This window comes from Pseudomonas aylmerensis (assembly GCF_001702265.1).
Classification (GTDB): Bacteria; Pseudomonadota; Gammaproteobacteria; order Pseudomonadales; family Pseudomonadaceae; genus Aquipseudomonas; species Aquipseudomonas aylmerensis.
Map to the genome: position 1 here is coordinate 188,314 of NZ_MAUE01000032.1, position 18,373 is coordinate 206,686.

At 61.8% G+C, this 18,373-nt stretch carries 16 protein-coding genes; 13 read left to right on the forward strand and 3 right to left on the reverse strand.

The annotated features are described in order from the left end of the window. The first annotated feature begins 13 nt into the window (after nt 1-13). The 11 genes from algK (at nt 14) to BBG20_RS22010 (ending at nt 13,862) form a co-directional block, all read left to right on the forward strand. Nucleotides 14-1,438 carry an alginate biosynthesis TPR repeat lipoprotein AlgK gene (gene algK / locus BBG20_RS21960; RefSeq protein WP_371920687.1) on the forward strand — a complete coding sequence of 475 codons (1,425 nt, stop codon included), beginning with the start codon at nt 14-16 and terminating at the stop codon, nt 1,436-1,438. Then, a complete protein-coding gene (locus tag BBG20_RS21965; RefSeq protein WP_065907050.1) occupies nt 1,435-2,922 on the forward strand; it encodes an alginate export family protein in 1,488 nt (495 codons plus the stop codon). Before algK ends, BBG20_RS21965 begins: the two co-directional genes overlap by 4 nt. Continuing rightward, nucleotides 2,922-4,496, forward strand: a complete 1,575-nt coding sequence (algG, locus tag BBG20_RS21970) for a mannuronan 5-epimerase AlgG (protein WP_065907053.1) — start codon at nt 2,922-2,924, stop codon at nt 4,494-4,496. The genes BBG20_RS21965 and algG overlap by 1 nt, the downstream gene beginning before the upstream one ends. 11 nt (nt 4,497-4,507) lie before the next feature. After that, the gene (locus tag BBG20_RS21975; protein WP_065907096.1) at nt 4,508-5,956 is read left to right on the forward strand and encodes an alginate O-acetyltransferase; all 1,449 of its coding nucleotides are present in this window, start codon (nt 4,508-4,510) and stop codon (nt 5,954-5,956) included. An 8-nt stretch (nt 5,957-5,964) separates the two neighbouring features. Then, nucleotides 5,965-7,074: a mannuronate-specific alginate lyase gene (locus BBG20_RS21980; RefSeq protein ID WP_083221459.1), complete on the forward strand. Its 1,110-nt coding sequence runs from the start codon at nt 5,965-5,967 to the stop codon at nt 7,072-7,074. 191 nt (nt 7,075-7,265) lie between these two features. Continuing rightward, the gene (locus BBG20_RS21985) at nt 7,266-8,798 is read left to right on the forward strand and encodes an MBOAT family O-acyltransferase (protein ID WP_065907070.1); all 1,533 of its coding nucleotides are present in this window, start codon (nt 7,266-7,268) and stop codon (nt 8,796-8,798) included. A gap of 11 nt (nt 8,799-8,809) precedes the next feature. Next, nucleotides 8,810-9,994 (forward strand): alginate O-acetyltransferase, encoded by a 1,185-nt coding sequence (locus tag BBG20_RS21990; protein ID WP_065907073.1) that lies wholly within the window; start codon nt 8,810-8,812, stop codon nt 9,992-9,994. A gap of 16 nt (nt 9,995-10,010) precedes the next feature. Further along, nucleotides 10,011-10,667: an alginate O-acetyltransferase AlgF gene (locus BBG20_RS21995; RefSeq protein ID WP_065907075.1), complete on the forward strand. Its 657-nt coding sequence runs from the start codon at nt 10,011-10,013 to the stop codon at nt 10,665-10,667. Between the two features lie 208 nt (nt 10,668-10,875). Continuing rightward, nucleotides 10,876-12,327 carry a mannose-1-phosphate guanylyltransferase/mannose-6-phosphate isomerase gene (locus tag BBG20_RS22000; RefSeq protein WP_065907077.1) on the forward strand — a complete coding sequence of 484 codons (1,452 nt, stop codon included), beginning with the start codon at nt 10,876-10,878 and terminating at the stop codon, nt 12,325-12,327. A gap of 243 nt (nt 12,328-12,570) precedes the next feature. Continuing rightward, nucleotides 12,571-13,035, forward strand: a complete 465-nt coding sequence (locus BBG20_RS22005) for a multidrug transporter (protein WP_065907081.1) — start codon at nt 12,571-12,573, stop codon at nt 13,033-13,035. Between the two features lie 14 nt (nt 13,036-13,049). Next, complete coding sequence (locus tag BBG20_RS22010) at nt 13,050-13,862, forward strand: SDR family oxidoreductase (RefSeq protein ID WP_065907083.1); 813 nt, start codon at nt 13,050-13,052, stop codon at nt 13,860-13,862. On the opposite strand, the gene BBG20_RS22015 is transcribed toward BBG20_RS22010, so the two are convergent. After that, complete coding sequence (locus BBG20_RS22015) at nt 13,859-14,716, reverse strand: LysR family transcriptional regulator (protein ID WP_065907085.1); 858 nt, start codon at nt 14,714-14,716, stop codon at nt 13,859-13,861. The two genes, BBG20_RS22010 and BBG20_RS22015, sit on opposite strands and share 4 nt — an antisense overlap. Before the next feature lie 112 nt (nt 14,717-14,828). Here BBG20_RS22015 and BBG20_RS22020 point away from each other — a divergent pair, with 112 nt between their 5' ends. Together BBG20_RS22020 and BBG20_RS22025 are read left to right on the forward strand one after the other, a co-directional pair. Continuing rightward, nucleotides 14,829-16,016: an MFS transporter gene (locus tag BBG20_RS22020; protein ID WP_065907087.1), complete on the forward strand. Its 1,188-nt coding sequence runs from the start codon at nt 14,829-14,831 to the stop codon at nt 16,014-16,016. Continuing rightward, nucleotides 16,009-16,416: a DUF4440 domain-containing protein gene (locus tag BBG20_RS22025; RefSeq protein WP_065907089.1), complete on the forward strand. Its 408-nt coding sequence runs from the start codon at nt 16,009-16,011 to the stop codon at nt 16,414-16,416. The genes BBG20_RS22020 and BBG20_RS22025 overlap by 8 nt, the downstream gene beginning before the upstream one ends. 750 nt (nt 16,417-17,166) lie before the next feature. Here BBG20_RS22025 and BBG20_RS22030 read toward each other — a convergent pair. Next, a complete protein-coding gene (locus BBG20_RS22030; protein ID WP_065899479.1) occupies nt 17,167-18,003 on the reverse strand; it encodes an IS3 family transposase in 837 nt (278 codons plus the stop codon). Further along, nucleotides 18,000-18,302 carry an IS3 family transposase gene (locus BBG20_RS33240; protein WP_065899480.1) on the reverse strand — a complete coding sequence of 101 codons (303 nt, stop codon included), beginning with the start codon at nt 18,300-18,302 and terminating at the stop codon, nt 18,000-18,002. The genes BBG20_RS22030 and BBG20_RS33240 overlap by 4 nt, the downstream gene beginning before the upstream one ends. Nucleotides 18,303-18,373 lie beyond the last annotated feature (71 nt).

Here is an 18,373-nt window from a genome sequence, read left to right on the forward strand (position 1 = left end):
TGTCAGCCAACACATGCATCAACTGACAGGGCCCCTTCGCGAGCAAGCCCGCTCCCACATGGGAACTGCGGCGTTGCTGGCTGTTGCGGTCAGCCTCGCCGGTTGCGCCGGCCTGCCCGACCAGCGCCTGGCCAACGAAGCACTCAAACGTGGCGACACCGTCACTGCCCAGCAGAACTACCAGCAGCTCGCGGACCTGGGCTACAGCGAGGCCCAGGTGGGCCTGGCCGATATCCAGGTGACCACCCGTGACCCCGAGCAGATCCGTCAGGCCGAAGCCACTTATCGCGCGGCTGCCGATACGTCGCCACGTGCCCAGGCGCGCCTGGGTCGCCTGCTGGTTGCCAAGCCAGGTGTCACCGAGGCCGAGCAGCACGAAGCCGAAGGCCTGCTGAAAAAAGCCTTTGCCAATGGCGAAGGCAACACCCTGATCCCACTGGCGATGCTGTACCTGCAATACCCGCACAGCTTCCCCAACGTGAATGCGCAGCAGCAGATCAGCAAGTGGCAGGCCGCCGGTTACCCGGAAGCCGGCCTGGCCCAAGTGCTGCTGTATCGCACCCAGGACACCTACGACCAGCACCTGGATGACGTCGAGCGCATCTGCAAGGCCGCGCTGAACACCACCGACATCTGCTACGTCGAACTGGCCACGGTCTACCAGAAGAAAGCCGAGCCGGAAAAGCAGGCCCAATTGCTCAAGCAGATGGAAGCCGGCTACAGCCGTGGCACCGTCACCGCACAACGCGTCGACAGCGTGGCCCGCGTATTGGGCGATGCCTCGCTGGGCAAGACCGACGAAAAGACCGCCCAGGCCCTGCTGGAAAAAATCGCCCCTGGCTACCCGGCTTCCTGGGTCAGCCTGGCGCAGTTGCTCTACGACTTCCCTGAACTGGGCGACGTCGACCAGATGATGAAGTACCTGGACAACGGCCGCGCCGCCGACCAGCCGCGCGCCGAGCTGTTGCTGGGCAAGCTCTACTACGAAGGCAAATGGGTGCCGGCCGACGCCAAGGCCGCTGAAGCCCACTTCGAAAAAGCCGTGGGCAAGGAAGTGGCCGCCGATTACTACCTCGGCCAGATCTATCGCCGTGGCTACCTGGGCAAGGTCTACCCGCAAAAAGCCCTCGACCACTTGCTGACCGCTGCGCGCAACGGCCAGAACAGCGCCGACTTCGCCATCGCCCAATTGTTTTCCCAAGGCAAGGGCACCAAGCCCGACCCGTTGAACGCCTATGTCTTCAGCCAGTTGGCTAAAGCCCAGGACACGCCAGAGGCCACTGACCTGGCCACGCAGCTCGAAGCCCCGCTCACGCCTGAGCAACGCGCCGAAGGCCAACGCCTGGTGCAACAGGAGCTGGCCGCGCGCGGCACCCTGGCCCAGAGCACGCTGCAACTGCACGCCCTGCAAGAAGAAGACGGCGAGGAATCCCTATGAAGCTCAACCCATTCGTCAAGGCCGGCATCGGCCTGACCTTCGCCCTGCTGTGGTCGTGCCCGACCCTGGCCGCGCTGACCGAAGCCAAGAACTTCGGCCTGGAAGTCAAAGCCACCGCCCAGTCCGAAGATGACCGCGACCTCGGCACCCAGAAAGGCGGCGACGTCAACGGCATCGGTCTCGACCTGCGCCCGTGGATCTACGGTGAAAGCGGCGCGTGGAGCGCCTACGCGATGGGCCAGGCCGTGGTGTCCAGCGACATTATCGAGACCGACACCCTGCAACAGTCGGCGGATGACGAAAACCAGCAAACCACCAACAACGACCGCAAGGCCAAGAAAAACTACCTGGCCATGCGCGAGTTCTGGGTCGGCTACAGCGGCTTCACGCCCTACCCTGGCGAGATCCTCAAGTTCGGTCGCCAACGCCTGCGCAATGACGACGGCCAATGGCGCGACACCAACATCGAAGCGCTGAACTGGACCTTCGACACTACCCTGCTCAAGGCCAACGTCGGCGTCGCTGAACGTTTCAGCGAATACCGCACCGACCTCAAGGAGCTGTCGCCCAAGGACAAGGATCGCCAGCACCTCTACGCCGACGCCGCCTACCAGTGGACGCCCGGCCAGTGGATCGGCCTGCGCGCCCACCACACCCATGACGACGGCAAGCTCGACTACCCGGAACCGGGCGTGGCCACCGACTCGCTGGACAAGCGCGAGAACGGCGACCTGACCTGGCTCGGCATCGAGGCCAACAGCGACGCCTACAACTGGCGCAACACCAACACCGTCAACTACTGGGCGAGCATCACCGGCATGCAGGGCGACCGCGACACGGTCAACGCCTTGAACGCCGACGGCACCCGCCCCACCAACGCCAAGCGCAGCGACGACGTGAATGGCTGGGCCACCGACCTGGGTATCCGCCTGCGTCTGGACCCGCAGTGGCAAGTGGGTGCGGCCTACTCCCGCGCCAGCGCCGAATACGAGCAGAACGGCCTGCAGAGCAACCGTTCGAACTGGACCGGCACCCAGTCCCGCGTGCACCGCTTCGGCGAAGCGTTTCGCGGCGAGATGAACAACATGCAGTCCATGAGCCTGTTCGGTTCCTGGCAGCTGCGTGAGGACTACGACGCCAGCCTGGTGTACCACAAGTTCTGGCGCGTCGACGGCAACAAGCCGGTCGGCAGCAACGGCATCGATGCCGTGCAGAACAACACCGATGACGTCACCGGCGCGATCCTGTCCAGCACGTCCCTGCCGCTTGAAGACGGCAAGAAGGACCTGGGCCAGGAGATGGACCTGGTCGTCACCAAGTACTTCAAGAAAGGCCTGCTGCCGGCCGCGCTCAGCCAGTCGATCGACGAACCGTCGGCCCTGGTGCGCTTTCGTGCGGGCGTGTTCAAGCCGGGCGACGCCTACGGCAGCCAGGTTGACTCGTACATGCATCGCGCCTTTGTCGACGTGATCTGGAAGTTCTGATGGGAGCCTGCGCAATGAAACCTCAACGCTTGCTGGTTGCCGCGATGCTGATGGCCAGTGCCACAGCCTTCGCCGATACCGCGCAGCAGGTCAAGGCGCCGACCATCGCCAAAGAACTGCAACAGGCCAAGACCTACACCATTTCCAGCCCGCCGACCGCGCCGCTGGAACTGGCCAAGCCTGCCCTGCCGGACCTGTCGGGCTACACCGCCGCAGCGATGGAAAAGAAAATCGTCAGGACCAAGCCGGGCAAGATCAGCATCCGCCGGATGATGCAGGAAGACGCCCTCAAGGACTTTATCGGCGGCGACAACAAGATGGCCGAATGGGTGGTGCGCCAGCACGGTATTCCCCAGGCGATCTTTGTCGACGACGGCTACATGAACCTCAGGGACCTGCTCGGCAAAGTGCCCAAGCAGTACCTCAGCGAAACCTCGCCGGGTGTGTTCCTGGCCAAGCTGCCGATCGTGGTCGGGCGCAAGGGCATCCTCGAAATCGACAAGCAGACCAAAGAGCTGCGCCTGTCCCAGGAAGCCGGTTCGTTCCTGATCAACGACGGCCAGCTGTTCGTGCGCGACACCAGGATCACCGGCTGGAAAGAAAAGGCCAACGGCCCGGCGCTGTTCCAGTCGCCCAAGGAATTCCGCCCGTTCCTGCTGGCCTGGGGCGGCACCGAGACCTACGTCGCCAACACCAAGATGGCCAGTTTCGGCTACGCCAACAGTAAGTCGTACGGGGTGAGTATTTCCCAGTACACGCCGAACATGGCCAAGGTGCTCAAGCGTCCCGAGCCGACCGGCTGGATCATCGATTCCGAGTTCTCGGACATGTGGTACGGCTTCTACTGCTACGAGACCACGGGCTTCGTGATCAAGGGCAACACCTACAAAGACAACATCGTCTACGGCATTGACCCGCACGACCGTTCCCACGGCCTGATCATCGCGGACAACACCGTGTACGGAACCAAGAAGAAGCACGGCATCATCATTTCCCGTGAAGTGAACGACAGCTTCATCTTCAACAACCGCAGCTACGACAACAAGCTCTCGGGCCTGGTGATCGACCGTAACAGCGTCAACAACCTGATCGCCGACAACGAGATCTACCGCAACCACACCGACGGCATCACCCTCTATGAGAGCGGCGACAACCTGTTGTGGGGCAACAAGGTGATCAGCAACCGTCGCCACGGCATCCGCGTGCGTAACAGCGTGAACATCCGGCTGTACGAAAACACCTCGATGGCCAACGGCCTGACCGGCCTCTACGGCCACATCAAGGACTTGACCGACACCGACCGCGACATCGCTCTCGACCCGTTCGACGCCAAAGTCTCGCTGATCGTGGTCGGCGGTGAGCTGGCAGGTAACGGCAGCGGACCGCTGTCGATCGACTCGCCGCTGAGTGTCGAGTTGTACCGCGTGTCGATGCTGGCGCCGACCAAATCCAGCGGCATCAGCTTCTCCGGCGTGCTGGGCGATCGCCAGGAAGAGATTCTCGACCTGCTGGTGCGCCAGCAGAAAGCCGTGCTGATCGACCCTGTCGAACGCCAGACCGAATTGCAGGACTGAGGATGACCCTTATGCACCCACACATGATCAAACTGCTGAGCCTCTCGGGTCTGACCCTCGGCCTGCTCGCGGCCAGCCAGGGCGTACGCGCCGACGAAATCAAGGCGCCGACCTTCACCGCCGAGCCGTGCTGCAGCCTGTGCCCGGCCGCCCACGACGCGAAGAACTACACCACGCGCTACCAGCAGAACTTCACCACCCTGGTACAGGCCCAGGGCGACTGGCTGTTCCGCACCCAGGAAGACCTGCGCACCGAATTCGACACCAGCCCCGCCGGCTACAAGCGCATGCAGCAACTGCACGATGCGTTCAAGGCCAAGGGCGTGGAACTGGTGGTTGTCTACCAGCCGACCCGTGGCCTGGTGAACCGCAACAAGCTCAACCCCGAAGAGAAAGCCAAGTTCGATTTCGACAAGGCCCTGAGCAACTACAAGACCATGCTCGGCCGCTTCGCCAAGATGGGCTATGTGGTGCCGGACCTGTCGCCGTTGACCAACGAGCAACTGCCGGATGAATTGCCGGCGCACGATTTCTACTTCCGCGGCGACCAGCACTGGACCCCTTACGGCGCGCAGCGCACGGCGAAAATCGTCGGTGCCAAAGTCCGTGCGATGCCTGAATTCGCGGATATTCCTAAGCGTGAGTTCGAGACCAAGCGCTCCGGGCGCATGGGCAAGACCGGCACCCTGCACAACATGGCCGGGCAACTGTGTGGCACCAGCTACGCGATCCAGTACATGGACCAGTTCACCACCGAACCCAAGGGCGAGGCCGGTGACGGCGACCTGTTCAGCGACTCCGGCAACCCGCAGATCACCCTGGTGGGCACCAGCCACAGCGGCAAGAACTACAACTTCGCCGGCTTCCTCGAACAGGAAATCGGCGCTGACATCCTCAACGTTGCCTTCCCCGGCGGTGGCCTGGAAGGCTCGATGATCCAGTACCTGGGCAGCGATGAATTCCAGAAGACGCCGCCGAAAATCCTCATCTGGGAATTCTCGCCGCTGTACCGCCTCGACCAGGAGACCATCTACCGCCAGATGATGTCGCTGCTCGACAACGGTTGCGAAGGCAAGACCGCACAGATGACCGCGAGCACTACCCTGAAGCCCGGCAAGAACGAATTGCTGGTTAACAGTTCGAACAAAGACCTGCGCAACGCCAACCATCAGGTTGATATCCGCTTCGCCGACCCGTCGGTGAAAACCCTGCAAGCCACCCTCTGGTACATGAACGGGCGCCACGAGGACATCAAGATCGAGAAACCCGAAACATCCGATACAGACGGGCGTTTCGCCTTTGAACTGCGCACCGATGAAGACTGGGCCTCGCAGAACTTGCTGGCCGTGGAAGTGCAGGGCCCCGAAGCGGGCGCTGCCGCGCAGAAAGTCGAAGCGAAAATTTGCACACGCAACGTATTCCCAGCCGGTGGTCAGCAGACCGCCTCAACTGGGCAATGAGGTTACTTATGCAGAAGTTATTGATTCCAACGCTGCTGGGCCTGGCAATGTTCGCCGGCTCAGTCAACGCCGCCGCGCCACTGCGTCCGCCCCAGGGCTATTTCGCTCCGGTGGAAGCGTTCAAGACCGGCGATTTCAAGAATGACTGCGACGCCATGCCGGCGCCGTACACCGGCTCGCTGCAATTTCGCAGCAAGTACGAAGGTTCGGACAAGGCCCGTTCCACACTGAATGTGCAATCCGAAAAAGCCTTTCGCGACAGCACGGCCGACATCACCAAGCTGGAAAAAGACACCAGCAAGCGCGTGATGCAATTCATGCGCGACGGGCGTCCGGAGCAGCTGGAATGCACACTCAACTGGCTGACCAGCTGGGCCAAGGCCGACGCGTTGATGTCCAAGGATTTCAACCACACCGGCAAGTCCATGCGCAAATGGGCGCTGGGCAGCATGGCTTCGGCCTATGTGCGCCTGAAGTTCTCCGACTCGCACCCACTGGCCAACCACCAGCAGGAATCGCAACTGATCGAAGCCTGGTTCAACAAACTGGCCGACCAGGTGGTGAGCGACTGGGACAACCTGCCGCTGGAAAAAACCAACAACCACTCCTACTGGGCCGCCTGGTCGGTGATGGCGACTTCCGTCGCCGTGAACCGTCGCGACCTGTTTGATTGGGCGGTGAAGGAATACAAGGTCGGCGCCAACCAGGTCGACGACCAGGGCTTCCTGCCCAACGAGTTGAAACGTCAGCAACGTGCCCTGTCGTACCACAACTACGCACTGCCGCCGCTGTCGATGATCGCCAGTTTTGCCCTGGTCAACGGTGTCGATCTGCGCCAGGAAAACAACGGCGCGTTGAAACGCCTGGGCGACAAGGTGCTGGCCGGCGTGAAAGACCCGGAAATCTTCGAACAGAAGAACGGCAAGGAACAGGACATGAAGGACCTCAAGGAGGACATGAAATTTGCCTGGCTTGAGCCCTTCTGCACCCTCTACACCTGCGCCCCGGATGTGCTCGAACGCAAGCATGGCATGCAGCCGTTCAAGACCTTCCGCCTCGGCGGCGACCTGACCAAGGTCTACGACCCGACGCATGAAAAAGGCAACAAAGGCAGCTAGCGGCTGATGATCGTTCCCACGCTCCGCGTGGGAATGCAGCCAGGGACGCTCAGCGTCCCAAAAGCGGACGCTGAGCGTCCAGTGAGGCATTCCCACGCAGAGCGTGGGAACGATCACAGCCTCCCGCGAAATCGCGGGGGGTTTGGGGGGGCTCTGGCCCTTGACTGTTGGTTAAACATGGAGAGATCGGGATGGTTTTCTCGTCCAATGTGTTCCTGTTTCTGTTCTTGCCGATCTTTCTCGGCTTGTACTACTTGAGCGGGCAACGCTATCGCAACCTGCTGCTGCTGATTGCCAGCTACGTGTTCTACGCCTGGTGGCGAGTGGACTTCCTGGCGCTGTTCGCCGCCGTCACGCTGTGGAATTACTGGATCGGCCTCAAGGTCGGTGCCGCCGGCGTGCGCACCAAGCCGGCCCAACGCTGGCTGCTGCTGGGCGTGGCGGTCGACCTGTGCATCCTCGGCTACTTCAAGTACGCCAACTTCGGCGTCGACAGCATCAACCTGATGATGAAGTCTGCAGGCCTTGAGCCCTTCATCCTCACCCATGTGCTGCTGCCGATCGGTATCTCGTTCTACATCTTCGAGTCCATCAGCTACATCATCGACGTGTACCGCGGTGATACCCCGGCGACCCGCAACCTCATCGACTTTGCGGCGTTCGTGGCGATCTTCCCGCACTTGATTGCCGGCCCCGTGTTGCGTTTTCGCGACCTGGCCGACCAGTTCAACAACCGCACCCACACCCTCGACAAGTTCTCCGAGGGCTGCACGCGGTTCATGCAGGGTTTCATCAAGAAGGTCTTCATCGCCGACACCCTGGCGGTGGTCGCCGACCATTGCTTCGCCCTGCAAAACCCCACCACCGGCGACGCGTGGCTCGGCGCGCTGGCCTATACCGCGCAGCTGTACTTCGACTTCTCCGGCTACAGCGACATGGCTATCGGCCTGGGCTTGATGATGGGTTTCCGCTTCATGGAAAACTTCAAGCAGCCGTACATCAGCCAGTCGATCACCGAGTTCTGGCGCCGCTGGCACATCAGCCTCTCCACCTGGCTGCGTGACTACCTGTACATCACCCTGGGCGGCAACCGCAAAGGTACGCTGACCACCTACCGCAACCTGTTCCTGACCATGCTGCTCGGTGGCCTGTGGCACGGCGCGAACATCACCTACATCGTCTGGGGTGCCTGGCACGGCATGTGGCTGGCGATCGAAAAAGCCATCGGCCTCAACACCTCGCCGCGCAGCTTCAACCCGGTGCGCTGGGCCTTCACCTTCCTGCTGGTGGTGATGGGCTGGGTGATTTTCCGCGCCGAAAACCTGCACGTCGCCGGCCGTATGTACGGCGCGATGTTCAGCTTTGGCGAATGGTCGCTGTCGGAACTCAACCGCGCCAACCTCACCGGCCTGCAAGTGGCAACCCTGGTGGTGGCGTACGTGACCCTGGCGTTCTTCGGCCTGCGCGATTTCTACACCAACCGCCCCGCCGAAAAAACCAAGCCGGCCGACCCGAGCCTGATCAAGGCCGTGCCGGGCGATAACCCGGGCAGCATCCACGAGCCAGGCTTCACCGTCGGCCAGGACGCCGCCGTGCAACCGGCCTACTGGACCGCTGACTGGCCACGCTACGCAATGCGCGCGGCAGTGCTGCTGCTGTTCGTGGCGTCGATTCTCAAACTGTCGGCGCAGAGTTTCTCGCCGTTCCTTTACTTCCAATTCTGAGGGAGCCGACCATGACCCGTTCATTCCGCGTCCTCTATATCGGCCTGTTCCTGGTGGTGTTGCTCGCCCTGGGCGCCTGGTCGATGCGCAGCTTCTTCGGCTTCAGCACCAATGCCGATGCGACCGTGCTCAACGGTCGCTGGACCAAGGCCGTCGAGACCCATTACGACGACCAGTTCCCGATCAAGCGCCTGGGCACCAACCTCTGGGCCGCGCTGGACTACAAGCTGTTCAATGAAGGCCGCCCTGGCGTCGTGCTGGGCCGCGATCACTGGTTGTACAGCGACGAGGAGTTCAACCCGGCCGTCAATGAAGACCAGAACCTTGAGGGCAATTACGCGCTGGTCGAAGGCGTGCGCCAGAAACTCAAGGCCCAAGGCATTCAACTGGTGATGGCAATCGTGCCGGCCAAAGTGCGCCTGTACCCGGAACACCTGGGTGAGGTGAAGCCTGCGAGCATCCACGCCAACCTGTACCAGGACTTCCACGCGCGTGTCGCCGCCGACAAGATCATCGCCCCCGACCTGCTCGGCCCGCTGCAACAGGCCAAGCTGGGCGGCAAGCAGGTGTTCCTGCGCACCGACACCCACTGGACCCCGGACGGTGCCGAAATCGCTGCCAAGCAACTGGCCAAGGTGATTGCCGACAAGGCGCCACTGAACGGCGAGCCGCAGCGTTTTGTCACCGAAGCCGAGAAGACCGAGCCGCACAAAGGCGACCTGCGTCTGTTCCTGCCGCTGGACCCGCTGTTTGAAAACCTGATGCCGCCTAAAGAGCCGCTGGAAAAACGCGTCACGCACCTGGCTGAAACCAAAGGCGACGACGCGCTGTTCAGCGACAGCGAAACCCCGGTTGCACTGGTCGGCACCAGCTACAGCGCCAACCCCAACTGGAACTTCGTCGGCGCGCTCAAGCAAGCCCTGGGCAGCGACGTCATCAACTACTCCGAAGACGGTCACGGCCCGATCCTGCCGATGCTCAGCTACCTCAAGAGCGACGACTTCAAGAACAGCCCGCCGCAGGTGCTGATCTGGGAGTTCCCTGAACGATATCTGCCCGTCAACAACGAAATCGGTGATGCCGACCCGCAGTGGGTTGCGCAGCTTAAACAAGCCGGTTCGCGCCAACAGAACATGGCACTGAACACCCCAGTTAAACACTCAAAATCCGAGACGCCCGACCGGGCGCAAAACTGAAAGAGAGGTAACTCACATGACTTTCACTACTACTCCGCGTCGTCTCGCCAAGACCCTGGCCCTCGTTGCCGGCATGAGCGTTGTATCGATGTCTGCCTTCGCCGGTGGCGACGCCGCCCTGTACGGCCCAACCGCGCCAAAAGGCTCGAGCTTCGTGCGGGTCTACAACGCCAGCAACCAGGAAGTCAGCGCCACCGTCGGCGCGACCAACCTGAGCGACGTTGCGCCCTTGGCCAGCAGTGACTTCAGCTTCATGCCCGGCGGTGACTACAGCGCCAAGGTCGGCAGCCAGACCGTGCCGGTCAAGCTCGCCCCGGACCACTACTACACCCTGGTCAACAACAGCAGCGGCCAGCCGCAGTTGATCGAGGAACCGCCGTTCAAGAACAAGCAGAAATCCCTGGTGCGCGTGCAGAACCTCAGCGACAAGGCCCTGACCCTGAAGACCGCCGACGGCAAGACCGACGTGGTCAAGTCGGTGGCCGCCAAAGGCCGTGGCGAGCGCGAAATCAACCCGGTGAAGGTGAGCCTGGCGCTGTATGACGGCGACAAGAAAGTCGGCGACGTGAAGCCAGTGGCCCTGGAACGTGGTGAGGCAGCGGTGCTGTACGTCACCGGTTCCGGTTCGAGCCTGTCGCCAGTCTGGGTGAAACGCCCAGTGTCGACCCGCTGATCAGATTTTCGACCGGGCCCGTTCCCCTGTGGGAGCGGGCTTGCCTGCGATGGCATCACCTCGGTGTCACTGACACACCGAGTCGTCTGCATCGCGGGCAAGCCCGGCTCCCACAGGGGCCGAGGAGCCCAGTCGGACCGAGACAAAAACAAGAGTGAAACGACAAACCTTCGTAGCTCTGACCCAAATCGATTCAAGGAGAAACAGCATGATCCCAGTAATCCTTTCCGGTGGTAGCGGCTCACGTCTTTGGCCGCTTTCCCGTAAACAGTTCCCGAAACAATTCCTGGCCCTGACCGGCGAGCACACGCTGTTCCAGCAAACCCTGGAACGCCTGGTGTTCGAAGGCATGGACAGCCCGATCGTGGTCTGCAACAAGGACCACCGTTTCATCGTCAACGAGCAACTGAGCACTCGCAAGCTCGAATGCCAGCGCATCCTGATGGAGCCGTTCGGTCGCAACACGGCGCCGGCCGTGGCCCTCACCGCGATGATGCTGGTGAATGAAGGTCGCGACGAATTGATGCTGGTGCTGCCGGCCGACCACGTAATCGACGACCAGAAAGCCCTGCAACGCGCCCTGGCCCTGGCCACCGTGGCGGCCGAGCGTGGCGAGATGGTGCTGTTCGGCGTGCCGGCAACCCGTCCGGAAACCGGCTACGGCTACATCAAGTCGACCAACGATTCGCTGCTGCCCGAAGGCGTGAGCCGCGTCGAGCAGTTCGTGGAAAAACCCAATGAAAAACGCGCCGTCGAGTTCGTCAAGAGCGGCGGGTACTTCTGGAACAGCGGCATGTTCCTGTTCCGCGCCAGCCGCTTCCTCGAAGAGCTGAAAAAGCACGATCCGGACATCTACGACACCTGCCTGCTGACCCTGGAACGCAGTGAGCAGACCGCTGACACCGTGACCTTCGACGAAGCCACCTTCGCCTGCTGCCCGGACAATTCCATCGACTACGCCGTGATGGAAAAAACCCAGCGCGCCTGCGTGGTGCCGCTGAGCGCCGGTTGGAGCGACGTCGGTTGCTGGGCGTCGCTGTGGGCGGTCAACGATAAAGACGTCAACGGCAACGTCAGCAAGGGCGACGTGGTGATCCAGGACAGCCGCAACTGCATGATCCACGGCAACGGCAAGCTGGTTTCGGTGATCGGCCTGGACAACATTGTGGTGGTGGAAACCAAGGACGCGATGATGATTGCCCACAAGGACAAGGTCCAGGGCGTCAAGCAGATGGTCTCGACCCTCAACGACCAGGGCCGCAGCGAAACCCAGAACCACTGCGAAGTCTATCGCCCGTGGGGCTCCTACGATTCGGTGGACATGGGCGGGCGCTTCCAGGTCAAGCACATCTCGGTCAAGCCGGGCGCGTGCCTGTCGCTGCAGATGCACCACCACCGCGCCGAACACTGGATCGTGGTCAGCGGCACCGCCGAAGTCACCTGTGACGAGAACGTGTTCCTGCTCTGCGAAAACCAGTCCACCTACATCCCGATCGCCTCGGTGCACCGCCTGCGCAACCCGGGCAAGATCCCGTTGGAGATCATCGAAGTGCAATCGGGCAGCTACCTGGGCGAAGACGATATCGAGCGGTTCGAAGATATCTACGGTCGCTCGACCCCGGTTGAACGTGGCGTATCGGTGAAAACTATCGCGCAGTAAAACAGTCGTACAAGAAGCCCTCGCCCAGCCCATTGCGTCCCCTATCCGCAGTGGGTTGGGTGGGGGCTTTTTTTTGAGATCTGCACTGGCTGTTAGGGCCCCATCGGGGGCAAGCCCCCTCCCACCTTTGATCTGCGAATAGCTTGCCCCCGATGAGGCCGGCACGCCCACCACAGCACTCAAGGTAGCCAATCCCACCTACGCTTAAGTTAGGATGCTCGTTCCCTATTCGAGGTGGTCTCCATGTTCTTCGGCGTTCTCCTGATCATCACCTGGCTGATCCTCCTGCTGCGCTACCCGGCCAAGGCCCTTCCGGTTTCCCTTGCTGCCTTGGCAGGCCTGGGTTGCGTGGCCGTCTGGGTGGTCTGGCTGGACAACCGCGAAGCCTCGCAACTGGCGCGCCTGGAACTGCGCATCAGCTATGCCCCGCAGGAATGCCCGGCGGACCGCCCATTGAAACTGACCCTGAACAACGGCAACGACGTGCCTCTTACCGAACTGCGCTGGCGCGTCGCGGCCTATGCGCCGGGCGACTCGGTCAACCTGGCCGACAACGTCTATGCTGCCCCTCGCTATCGCGGCCCCGGCGAATTACAGGCGGGCGCCACCTGGGAAGACTGCCTGCCCACCCCGCCGCTGCGCCCTGGCTACCGCGCGCAAACCCTGGAATTTCGTGCCGAGCACCTGCAAGGCAGTTTCTCGGACTGACAAAGGACTGATCCATGCCCAACGTACTCATCACCGGCTGCTCCAGCGGCATCGGCCGCGCCCTGGCCGAGGCCTTCAAGGCGGCGGGGTTCGACGTATTGACCAGCGCCCGCCGCGAAGACGACGTGATCGCCCTCAACGACGCCGGCTTCCATGCCGTGCTGCTGGACGTGAACGACGCGGGTGCCCTGCAAACGCTGGCCACGCATCTGGGCGAACTGGATGTGCTGATCAACAACGCCGGCTACGGCGCCATGGGGCCATTGCTCGATGGCGGCACTGAAGCGATGCAGCGCCAGTTCGAGACCAATGTATTTTCCATTGTCGGCGTGACCCAGGCGCTGTTCCCGGCCCTGCGCAAGCGCAAAGGCCTGGTGGTGAATATCGGCAGCGTTTCCGGCGTACTGGTCACACCGTTTGCCGGTGCCTACTGCGCCTCCAAGGCGGCAGTGCATGCCTTGAGCGATGCACTGCGCATGGAGCTGGCGCCGTTTGGTATCCGCGTGATGGAAGTGCAGCCCGGCGCCATCGATACCCGCTTTGCGAAGAACGCCGGGGCCCAGGCCGAGCTGTTGATCAATGAGCAGTCACCGTGGTGGCCGTTGCGCGAGGGCATTCGTGCTCGCAGCCAGGCCTCCCAGGACAAGCCGACACCCGCCAGCCACTTCGCCAGCCAGGTGCTGAACGCGGTGCAACAAGCAACACCGCCACGCTTGCTGCGCGCGGGCAATGGCAGTCGAGCGCTGCCGTTGATGGCGGCGTTGTTGCCCAAGGGGCTGCTCGAGAAGGTCTTGAAAAAGCGCTTTGGCTTGAGCGGGACGCTTTAACCCTTCATGAAATCAATAAACGCCCGCACTTTCAGCGGCAGGTGACGGGTATCCGGGTACAGCGCAAACACGCCTTGTGGGGCGAAGCGATGGTCCGCCAATAGCCGCACCAGGCGTCCCGACTCAAGGTCATCCTGCACCAGCCATTGCGGCAGTACTGCCACGCCAAGGCCACGCACGGCAAAGGCCAGCAGTACGGCCGCGCTGTCGGCCACCAGGGCTGCGGGCCCGGCACGGTATGGATGCTCGCCGCCGGCGGGGTCGGTCACGCTCAGTTCCGTCAAGCGGCCGTGGCCCAGTTTGGGCGCAAGTGCCAACTGATCCAGGGTGTGCACGCCGGCAAACTCGGGCGCCGCCACCGCGAACACGTCGAACGTGGACAACTGCACCGCACGATGGTTGGAATCGAGTAAACGTCCCAACCGAATCGCCACGTCAAAGCGCTCGGAGATCAGATCCGCGTGGGTGGAGGATGTGGATAAGTGCAGGTTGAGGTCCGGGTGCAGGCAGCGAAAACGCGCCACCGCAGGGGCGACCACGGCCAGCGCATATTCCACGGTGGTGGTGATGCGCAGGGTGCCCTTGAGCTGGGCCTGTTCGGAGCGCGCCTCTTCCACGGCCAACTGCGCCTCTTCGAGCACGCGTGTGCAGCGCAGGTAAAAACGCTCGCCGGCATCGGTCAGCGCCAGTTGGCGGGTGCTGCGCGTCAGCAGGGTGACCCCCAGTTCCGCTTCCAGGCGCTTGAGATTGAAGCTCACTACGGCGCGCGTCTGGCCCAGCAGGTCGGCCGCTGCGGTGAGCGACCCGGCCTCGACCACGGCCTTGAACGTGTCGAATCGGTCCAGGCTGACCATCAATTGCCTCCTCTTTTGTCAAAATATTTTTGACAAACTAGCAGCCAAACCGGCGTATCCCAAACGTTGCGTGCGGCCTACCCTGCGCGCTTCACTCGCCGGATCGCGCTCAATGACCTACCGCTCGAAAATCGCCTGGATCTTTCTACTGGGTTTCGCCCTTGACCTGGTGAACATGTTTGTCGCCACCGTCGCCTACCCGGATATCGGCCACGAGCTGCAGGCGTCGGTGACGCAACTGGCCTGGGTCAGCAACGCCTACCTACTCGGGCTGACCCTGATCATTCCCTTGAGTGTGTGGCTCGCGGCGCTCATGGGCGAGCGCGGCCTGATCGTGGTGAGCCTGCTGATATTTGCCGGTGCCTCGGTGCTGGTGGGCCAGGCGGACTCGATTGAAACGCTGATTGGCTGGCGTGCCCTGCAAGGGCTCGGCGGCGGCTTGCTGATCCCTGTGGGCCAGGCCATGGCGTACCGTCACTACCGCGCGGCAGAGCGCAGCCAACTGACCGCCCGCGTGATGTCGGTGGCCCTGCTGGTGCCCGCCCTGTCCCCGGCGTTGGGCGGGCTGATCGTCGACAACGTGTCCTGGCGCTGGATCTTCTACGCCAACCTGCCGCTGGCGTTGATCACCCTGCTGCTGGCGAGGCTGTGGATAAAACCCGACGTGCCGGCCAGCGTGCGTCCTACCTTGGAGGTGGGCAGCATTTTCAAACAGATCGCCAGCCCGATGCTGCGCACCGCGATGTTGGTCTACCTGTGCATTCCCGGCGTCTTTATCGGCACCAGCCTGATCGCCATTCTTTACCTGCGCGGCCTGGGTTACGACGCCACACACACCGGCGCCCTGATGTTGCCGTGGGCACTGGCCTCGGCGCTGGCCATTTGGCTGAGCAAAAAACTGTTCAATCGCTGCGGCCCCAAACCCTTGCTGCTGGTGGGCATGCTGCTGCAATGCGCCGGCATCCTGCTGCTCAACGAGCCAGGCCTGATCGTGCTCGCCTACGCCTTGATGGGCCTGGGCGGCAGCCTGTGCAGCAGCACTGCACAGACCCTGGCATTCCTGGATATCCCCGCCGAGCGCATGGGCCATGCCAGCGCGTTGTGGAATATCAATCGGCAAATAAGCTTCTGCCTGGGTGCGGCGGCCCTCAGTGCACTGTTGTCGGCCTTGGATTCCTTCGCCATAACCTTCACGATGGCAGCCGCATTAACCCTGTTGCCTCTCTTTGCAGTGCTGCGCCTGGATGCCTCCACAGTACGGACACTGCTTCACCCTGCCAGCGAGCCCCGTCATGATTAATTACAGCGATTTTTTTGAGGAAGTGATCCAGACCCACGTCGAGATCGAGCAATGGTTTGCCGGCGTCGCACCCGAAGGCACCCTGCAGAGTCTGCTCGCGCGCTTCTCCCCCGAGTTCAGCATGATCGCTCCCGCCACGGGCGCACGGGTCAATGCAGCCGGGGTCAACGCGCTGTTCACCCGCCTGGGCGGCATGCGCCCGGGGTTGAAAATCACCTTGAGTGAAATGACCGGCATCGACCGCCACGCACGCGGCGCCACCGTGACGTATCGCGAGCATCAGATCGACGCCAGCGGCACGCAGACCGACCGCCGTGCCACCGTGGTGTTCGAGAAACAGGCGAGTGGCGCGCTGTTGTGGCGCCATTTGCATGAAACCTATGTAGCGCTAGCGCAATGAAATAACTGATCGGGCGGATCCTACAAAAAACAGCGAACGGCCTGACTGGTGACGGTGCTGCGTGAGTGTGTGCCGTTGCGATATCAGGCCCAAGCGCATGATAGGTGGGAGCGGGCTTGCTCGCGAAGGCGCTGGATCAGCCCGCATATTTGTTGACTGACACACCGTATTCGCGGGCAAGCCCGCTCCCACAGGGAGAGAGGCGTTGTCCATGCTTGCGGTGCAAGGCCCGCCTATTCCAGCCACGCCGCCAAACCCCAGGCTTCACCGCGATCAAAAAGGTGGGAGCGGGCTTGCTCGCGAAGGCGGTGGATCAGCCAGCATATTCATTGACTGACACACCGTATTCGCGGGCAAGCCCGCTCCCACAGGGAGAGAGACGTTGTCCACGCCTGCGTCGCAAGGCCCGCCTATTCCAGCCACGCCGCCAAACCCCCGGCTTCACCGCGATCAAAAAGGTGGGAGCGGGCTTGCTCGCGAAGGCGGTGGATCAGCCCGCATATTCGTTGACTGACACATCGCTTTCGCGAGCAAGCCCGCTCCCACAGAGAGAGAGGCGTTGTCCATGTCTGCGGTGCAAGCCTTGACTATTCCAGTCATGCCGCCAAACCCCAGGTTTCACCGCGATCAAAAAGGTGGGAGCGGGCTTGCTCGCGAAGGCGGTGGATCAGCCCGCATATTTGTTGACTGACACACCGTATTCGCGAGCAAGCTGAACTGGTCAAGTAATCTTGGACACCGATTAAGGTTTCACGCCACCAGCTTCTCCCTGGCGACTGGTGACCGATAGTCGTTGTAGCTATGCGGCCTGGTGATGTTGTAGCGCGATACATAGCGCTGCACATCCGCTCGGGCCTCATGTTCCGACCCGTAGCCTGCTTCTGGCACCCACTCTGATTTCAAACTTCCAAAGAAACGCTCCATCGGAGCGTTATCCCAGCATTCGCCTTTACGGCTCATGCTTTGTCGGAGTCCATGTTCCAGCAGTTCATTTCTGAATTTATGGCTGGTGTACTGGCAACCTTGGTCGGAGTGAAACAGTACGTCTTTTGGGCGACCGCGCAGTTCAATCGCCATGCGCAGGGCTTCGCAGGTCAGCGTGGCATCAGAGATCATCGAAAACGACCAGCCCACAATCCGGCGAGCGAACAAGTCCAGAACCGCCGCAAAATACAGCCAACGCTTGCCGACTTTGATGTACGTCACGTCCCCACACCACACCTGATTGACCGTCGCAACATCAAACTTGCGTTTGAGCACATGCGGTGCCACCAAAGCCTCCACGCCAGGTGACTTGTACTTATGGCGCCGGCGTTGACGGCTGACAATGCCTGCTTCTCGCATCAAGCTGCGAGCCATGAACCGCCCGACATCATGCCCGCCGGCTTGCAGCTGTTTAGCCAAGGTACGAGCGCCCGCAGACTCTCTCGACGCCCTGTGGTGCTTGACCAGCATAGCCTTGAGTTTCTCTCGCTTAGGGCTCACCTTGCCTTGGCGCTGACGCCATGCGTAAAAGCTACTGCGGTTTATTCCGAACACACGACAGCAATCGTTAACGCCGTACTGCTCGCCCAGCTCACAGATCAACGAGAGTGATCTTTGGCGTCCAAAAGCAGGAGAGCACTGGCCTTTTTTAGGATTTCGATATCCCGGTCTCTTTGCCTGAGCAAGGCTTTAAGTTCCTGGATCTCTCGCTGATCCGCGGTAATCGCCTTGGCTCCCACCGGAGTCGAGCCCAAGCGTTCCTTGCGAACTTGATCGACCCAGCGGCGCAAGGCCGTAGGGCCAATATCCAAGCTGGCACAGACCTCGGGAACCGACTGCCCCTCGTCCAGCACCATGCTGGCAGCCTTGAGTTTGAACTCACATGAATAAGATTTACGCATATCCAAACACCTCAGATTTGGACGCCATCATAGCGCCCGATTGAGGTGTCCAAAATCATTAGGCCAGTTCA

Excerpts from the sequence above, each read along its gene's own strand:
- algK (WP_371920687.1), top strand. The coding sequence starts at position 14 with ATGCATCAACTGACAGGGCCCCTTCGCGAGCAAGCCCGCTCCCACATG.
- BBG20_RS21965 (WP_065907050.1), top strand. The coding sequence starts at position 1,435 with ATGAAGCTCAACCCATTCGTCAAGGCCGGCATCGGCCTGACCTTCGCC.
- algG (WP_065907053.1), top strand. The coding sequence starts at position 2,922 with ATGGGAGCCTGCGCAATGAAACCTCAACGCTTGCTGGTTGCCGCGATG.
- BBG20_RS21975 (WP_065907096.1), top strand. The coding sequence starts at position 4,508 with ATGCACCCACACATGATCAAACTGCTGAGCCTCTCGGGTCTGACCCTC.
- BBG20_RS21980 (WP_083221459.1), top strand. The coding sequence starts at position 5,965 with ATGCAGAAGTTATTGATTCCAACGCTGCTGGGCCTGGCAATGTTCGCC.
- BBG20_RS21985 (WP_065907070.1), top strand. The coding sequence starts at position 7,266 with ATGGTTTTCTCGTCCAATGTGTTCCTGTTTCTGTTCTTGCCGATCTTT.
- BBG20_RS21990 (WP_065907073.1), top strand. The coding sequence starts at position 8,810 with ATGACCCGTTCATTCCGCGTCCTCTATATCGGCCTGTTCCTGGTGGTG.
- BBG20_RS21995 (WP_065907075.1), top strand. The coding sequence starts at position 10,011 with ATGACTTTCACTACTACTCCGCGTCGTCTCGCCAAGACCCTGGCCCTC.
- BBG20_RS22000 (WP_065907077.1), top strand. The coding sequence starts at position 10,876 with ATGATCCCAGTAATCCTTTCCGGTGGTAGCGGCTCACGTCTTTGGCCG.
- BBG20_RS22005 (WP_065907081.1), top strand. The coding sequence starts at position 12,571 with ATGTTCTTCGGCGTTCTCCTGATCATCACCTGGCTGATCCTCCTGCTG.
- BBG20_RS22010 (WP_065907083.1), top strand. The coding sequence starts at position 13,050 with ATGCCCAACGTACTCATCACCGGCTGCTCCAGCGGCATCGGCCGCGCC.
- BBG20_RS22015 (WP_065907085.1), bottom strand. The coding sequence starts at position 14,716 with ATGGTCAGCCTGGACCGATTCGACACGTTCAAGGCCGTGGTCGAGGCC.
- BBG20_RS22020 (WP_065907087.1), top strand. The coding sequence starts at position 14,829 with ATGACCTACCGCTCGAAAATCGCCTGGATCTTTCTACTGGGTTTCGCC.
- BBG20_RS22025 (WP_065907089.1), top strand. The coding sequence starts at position 16,009 with ATGATTAATTACAGCGATTTTTTTGAGGAAGTGATCCAGACCCACGTC.
- BBG20_RS33240 (WP_065899480.1), bottom strand. The coding sequence starts at position 18,302 with ATGCGTAAATCTTATTCATGTGAGTTCAAACTCAAGGCTGCCAGCATG.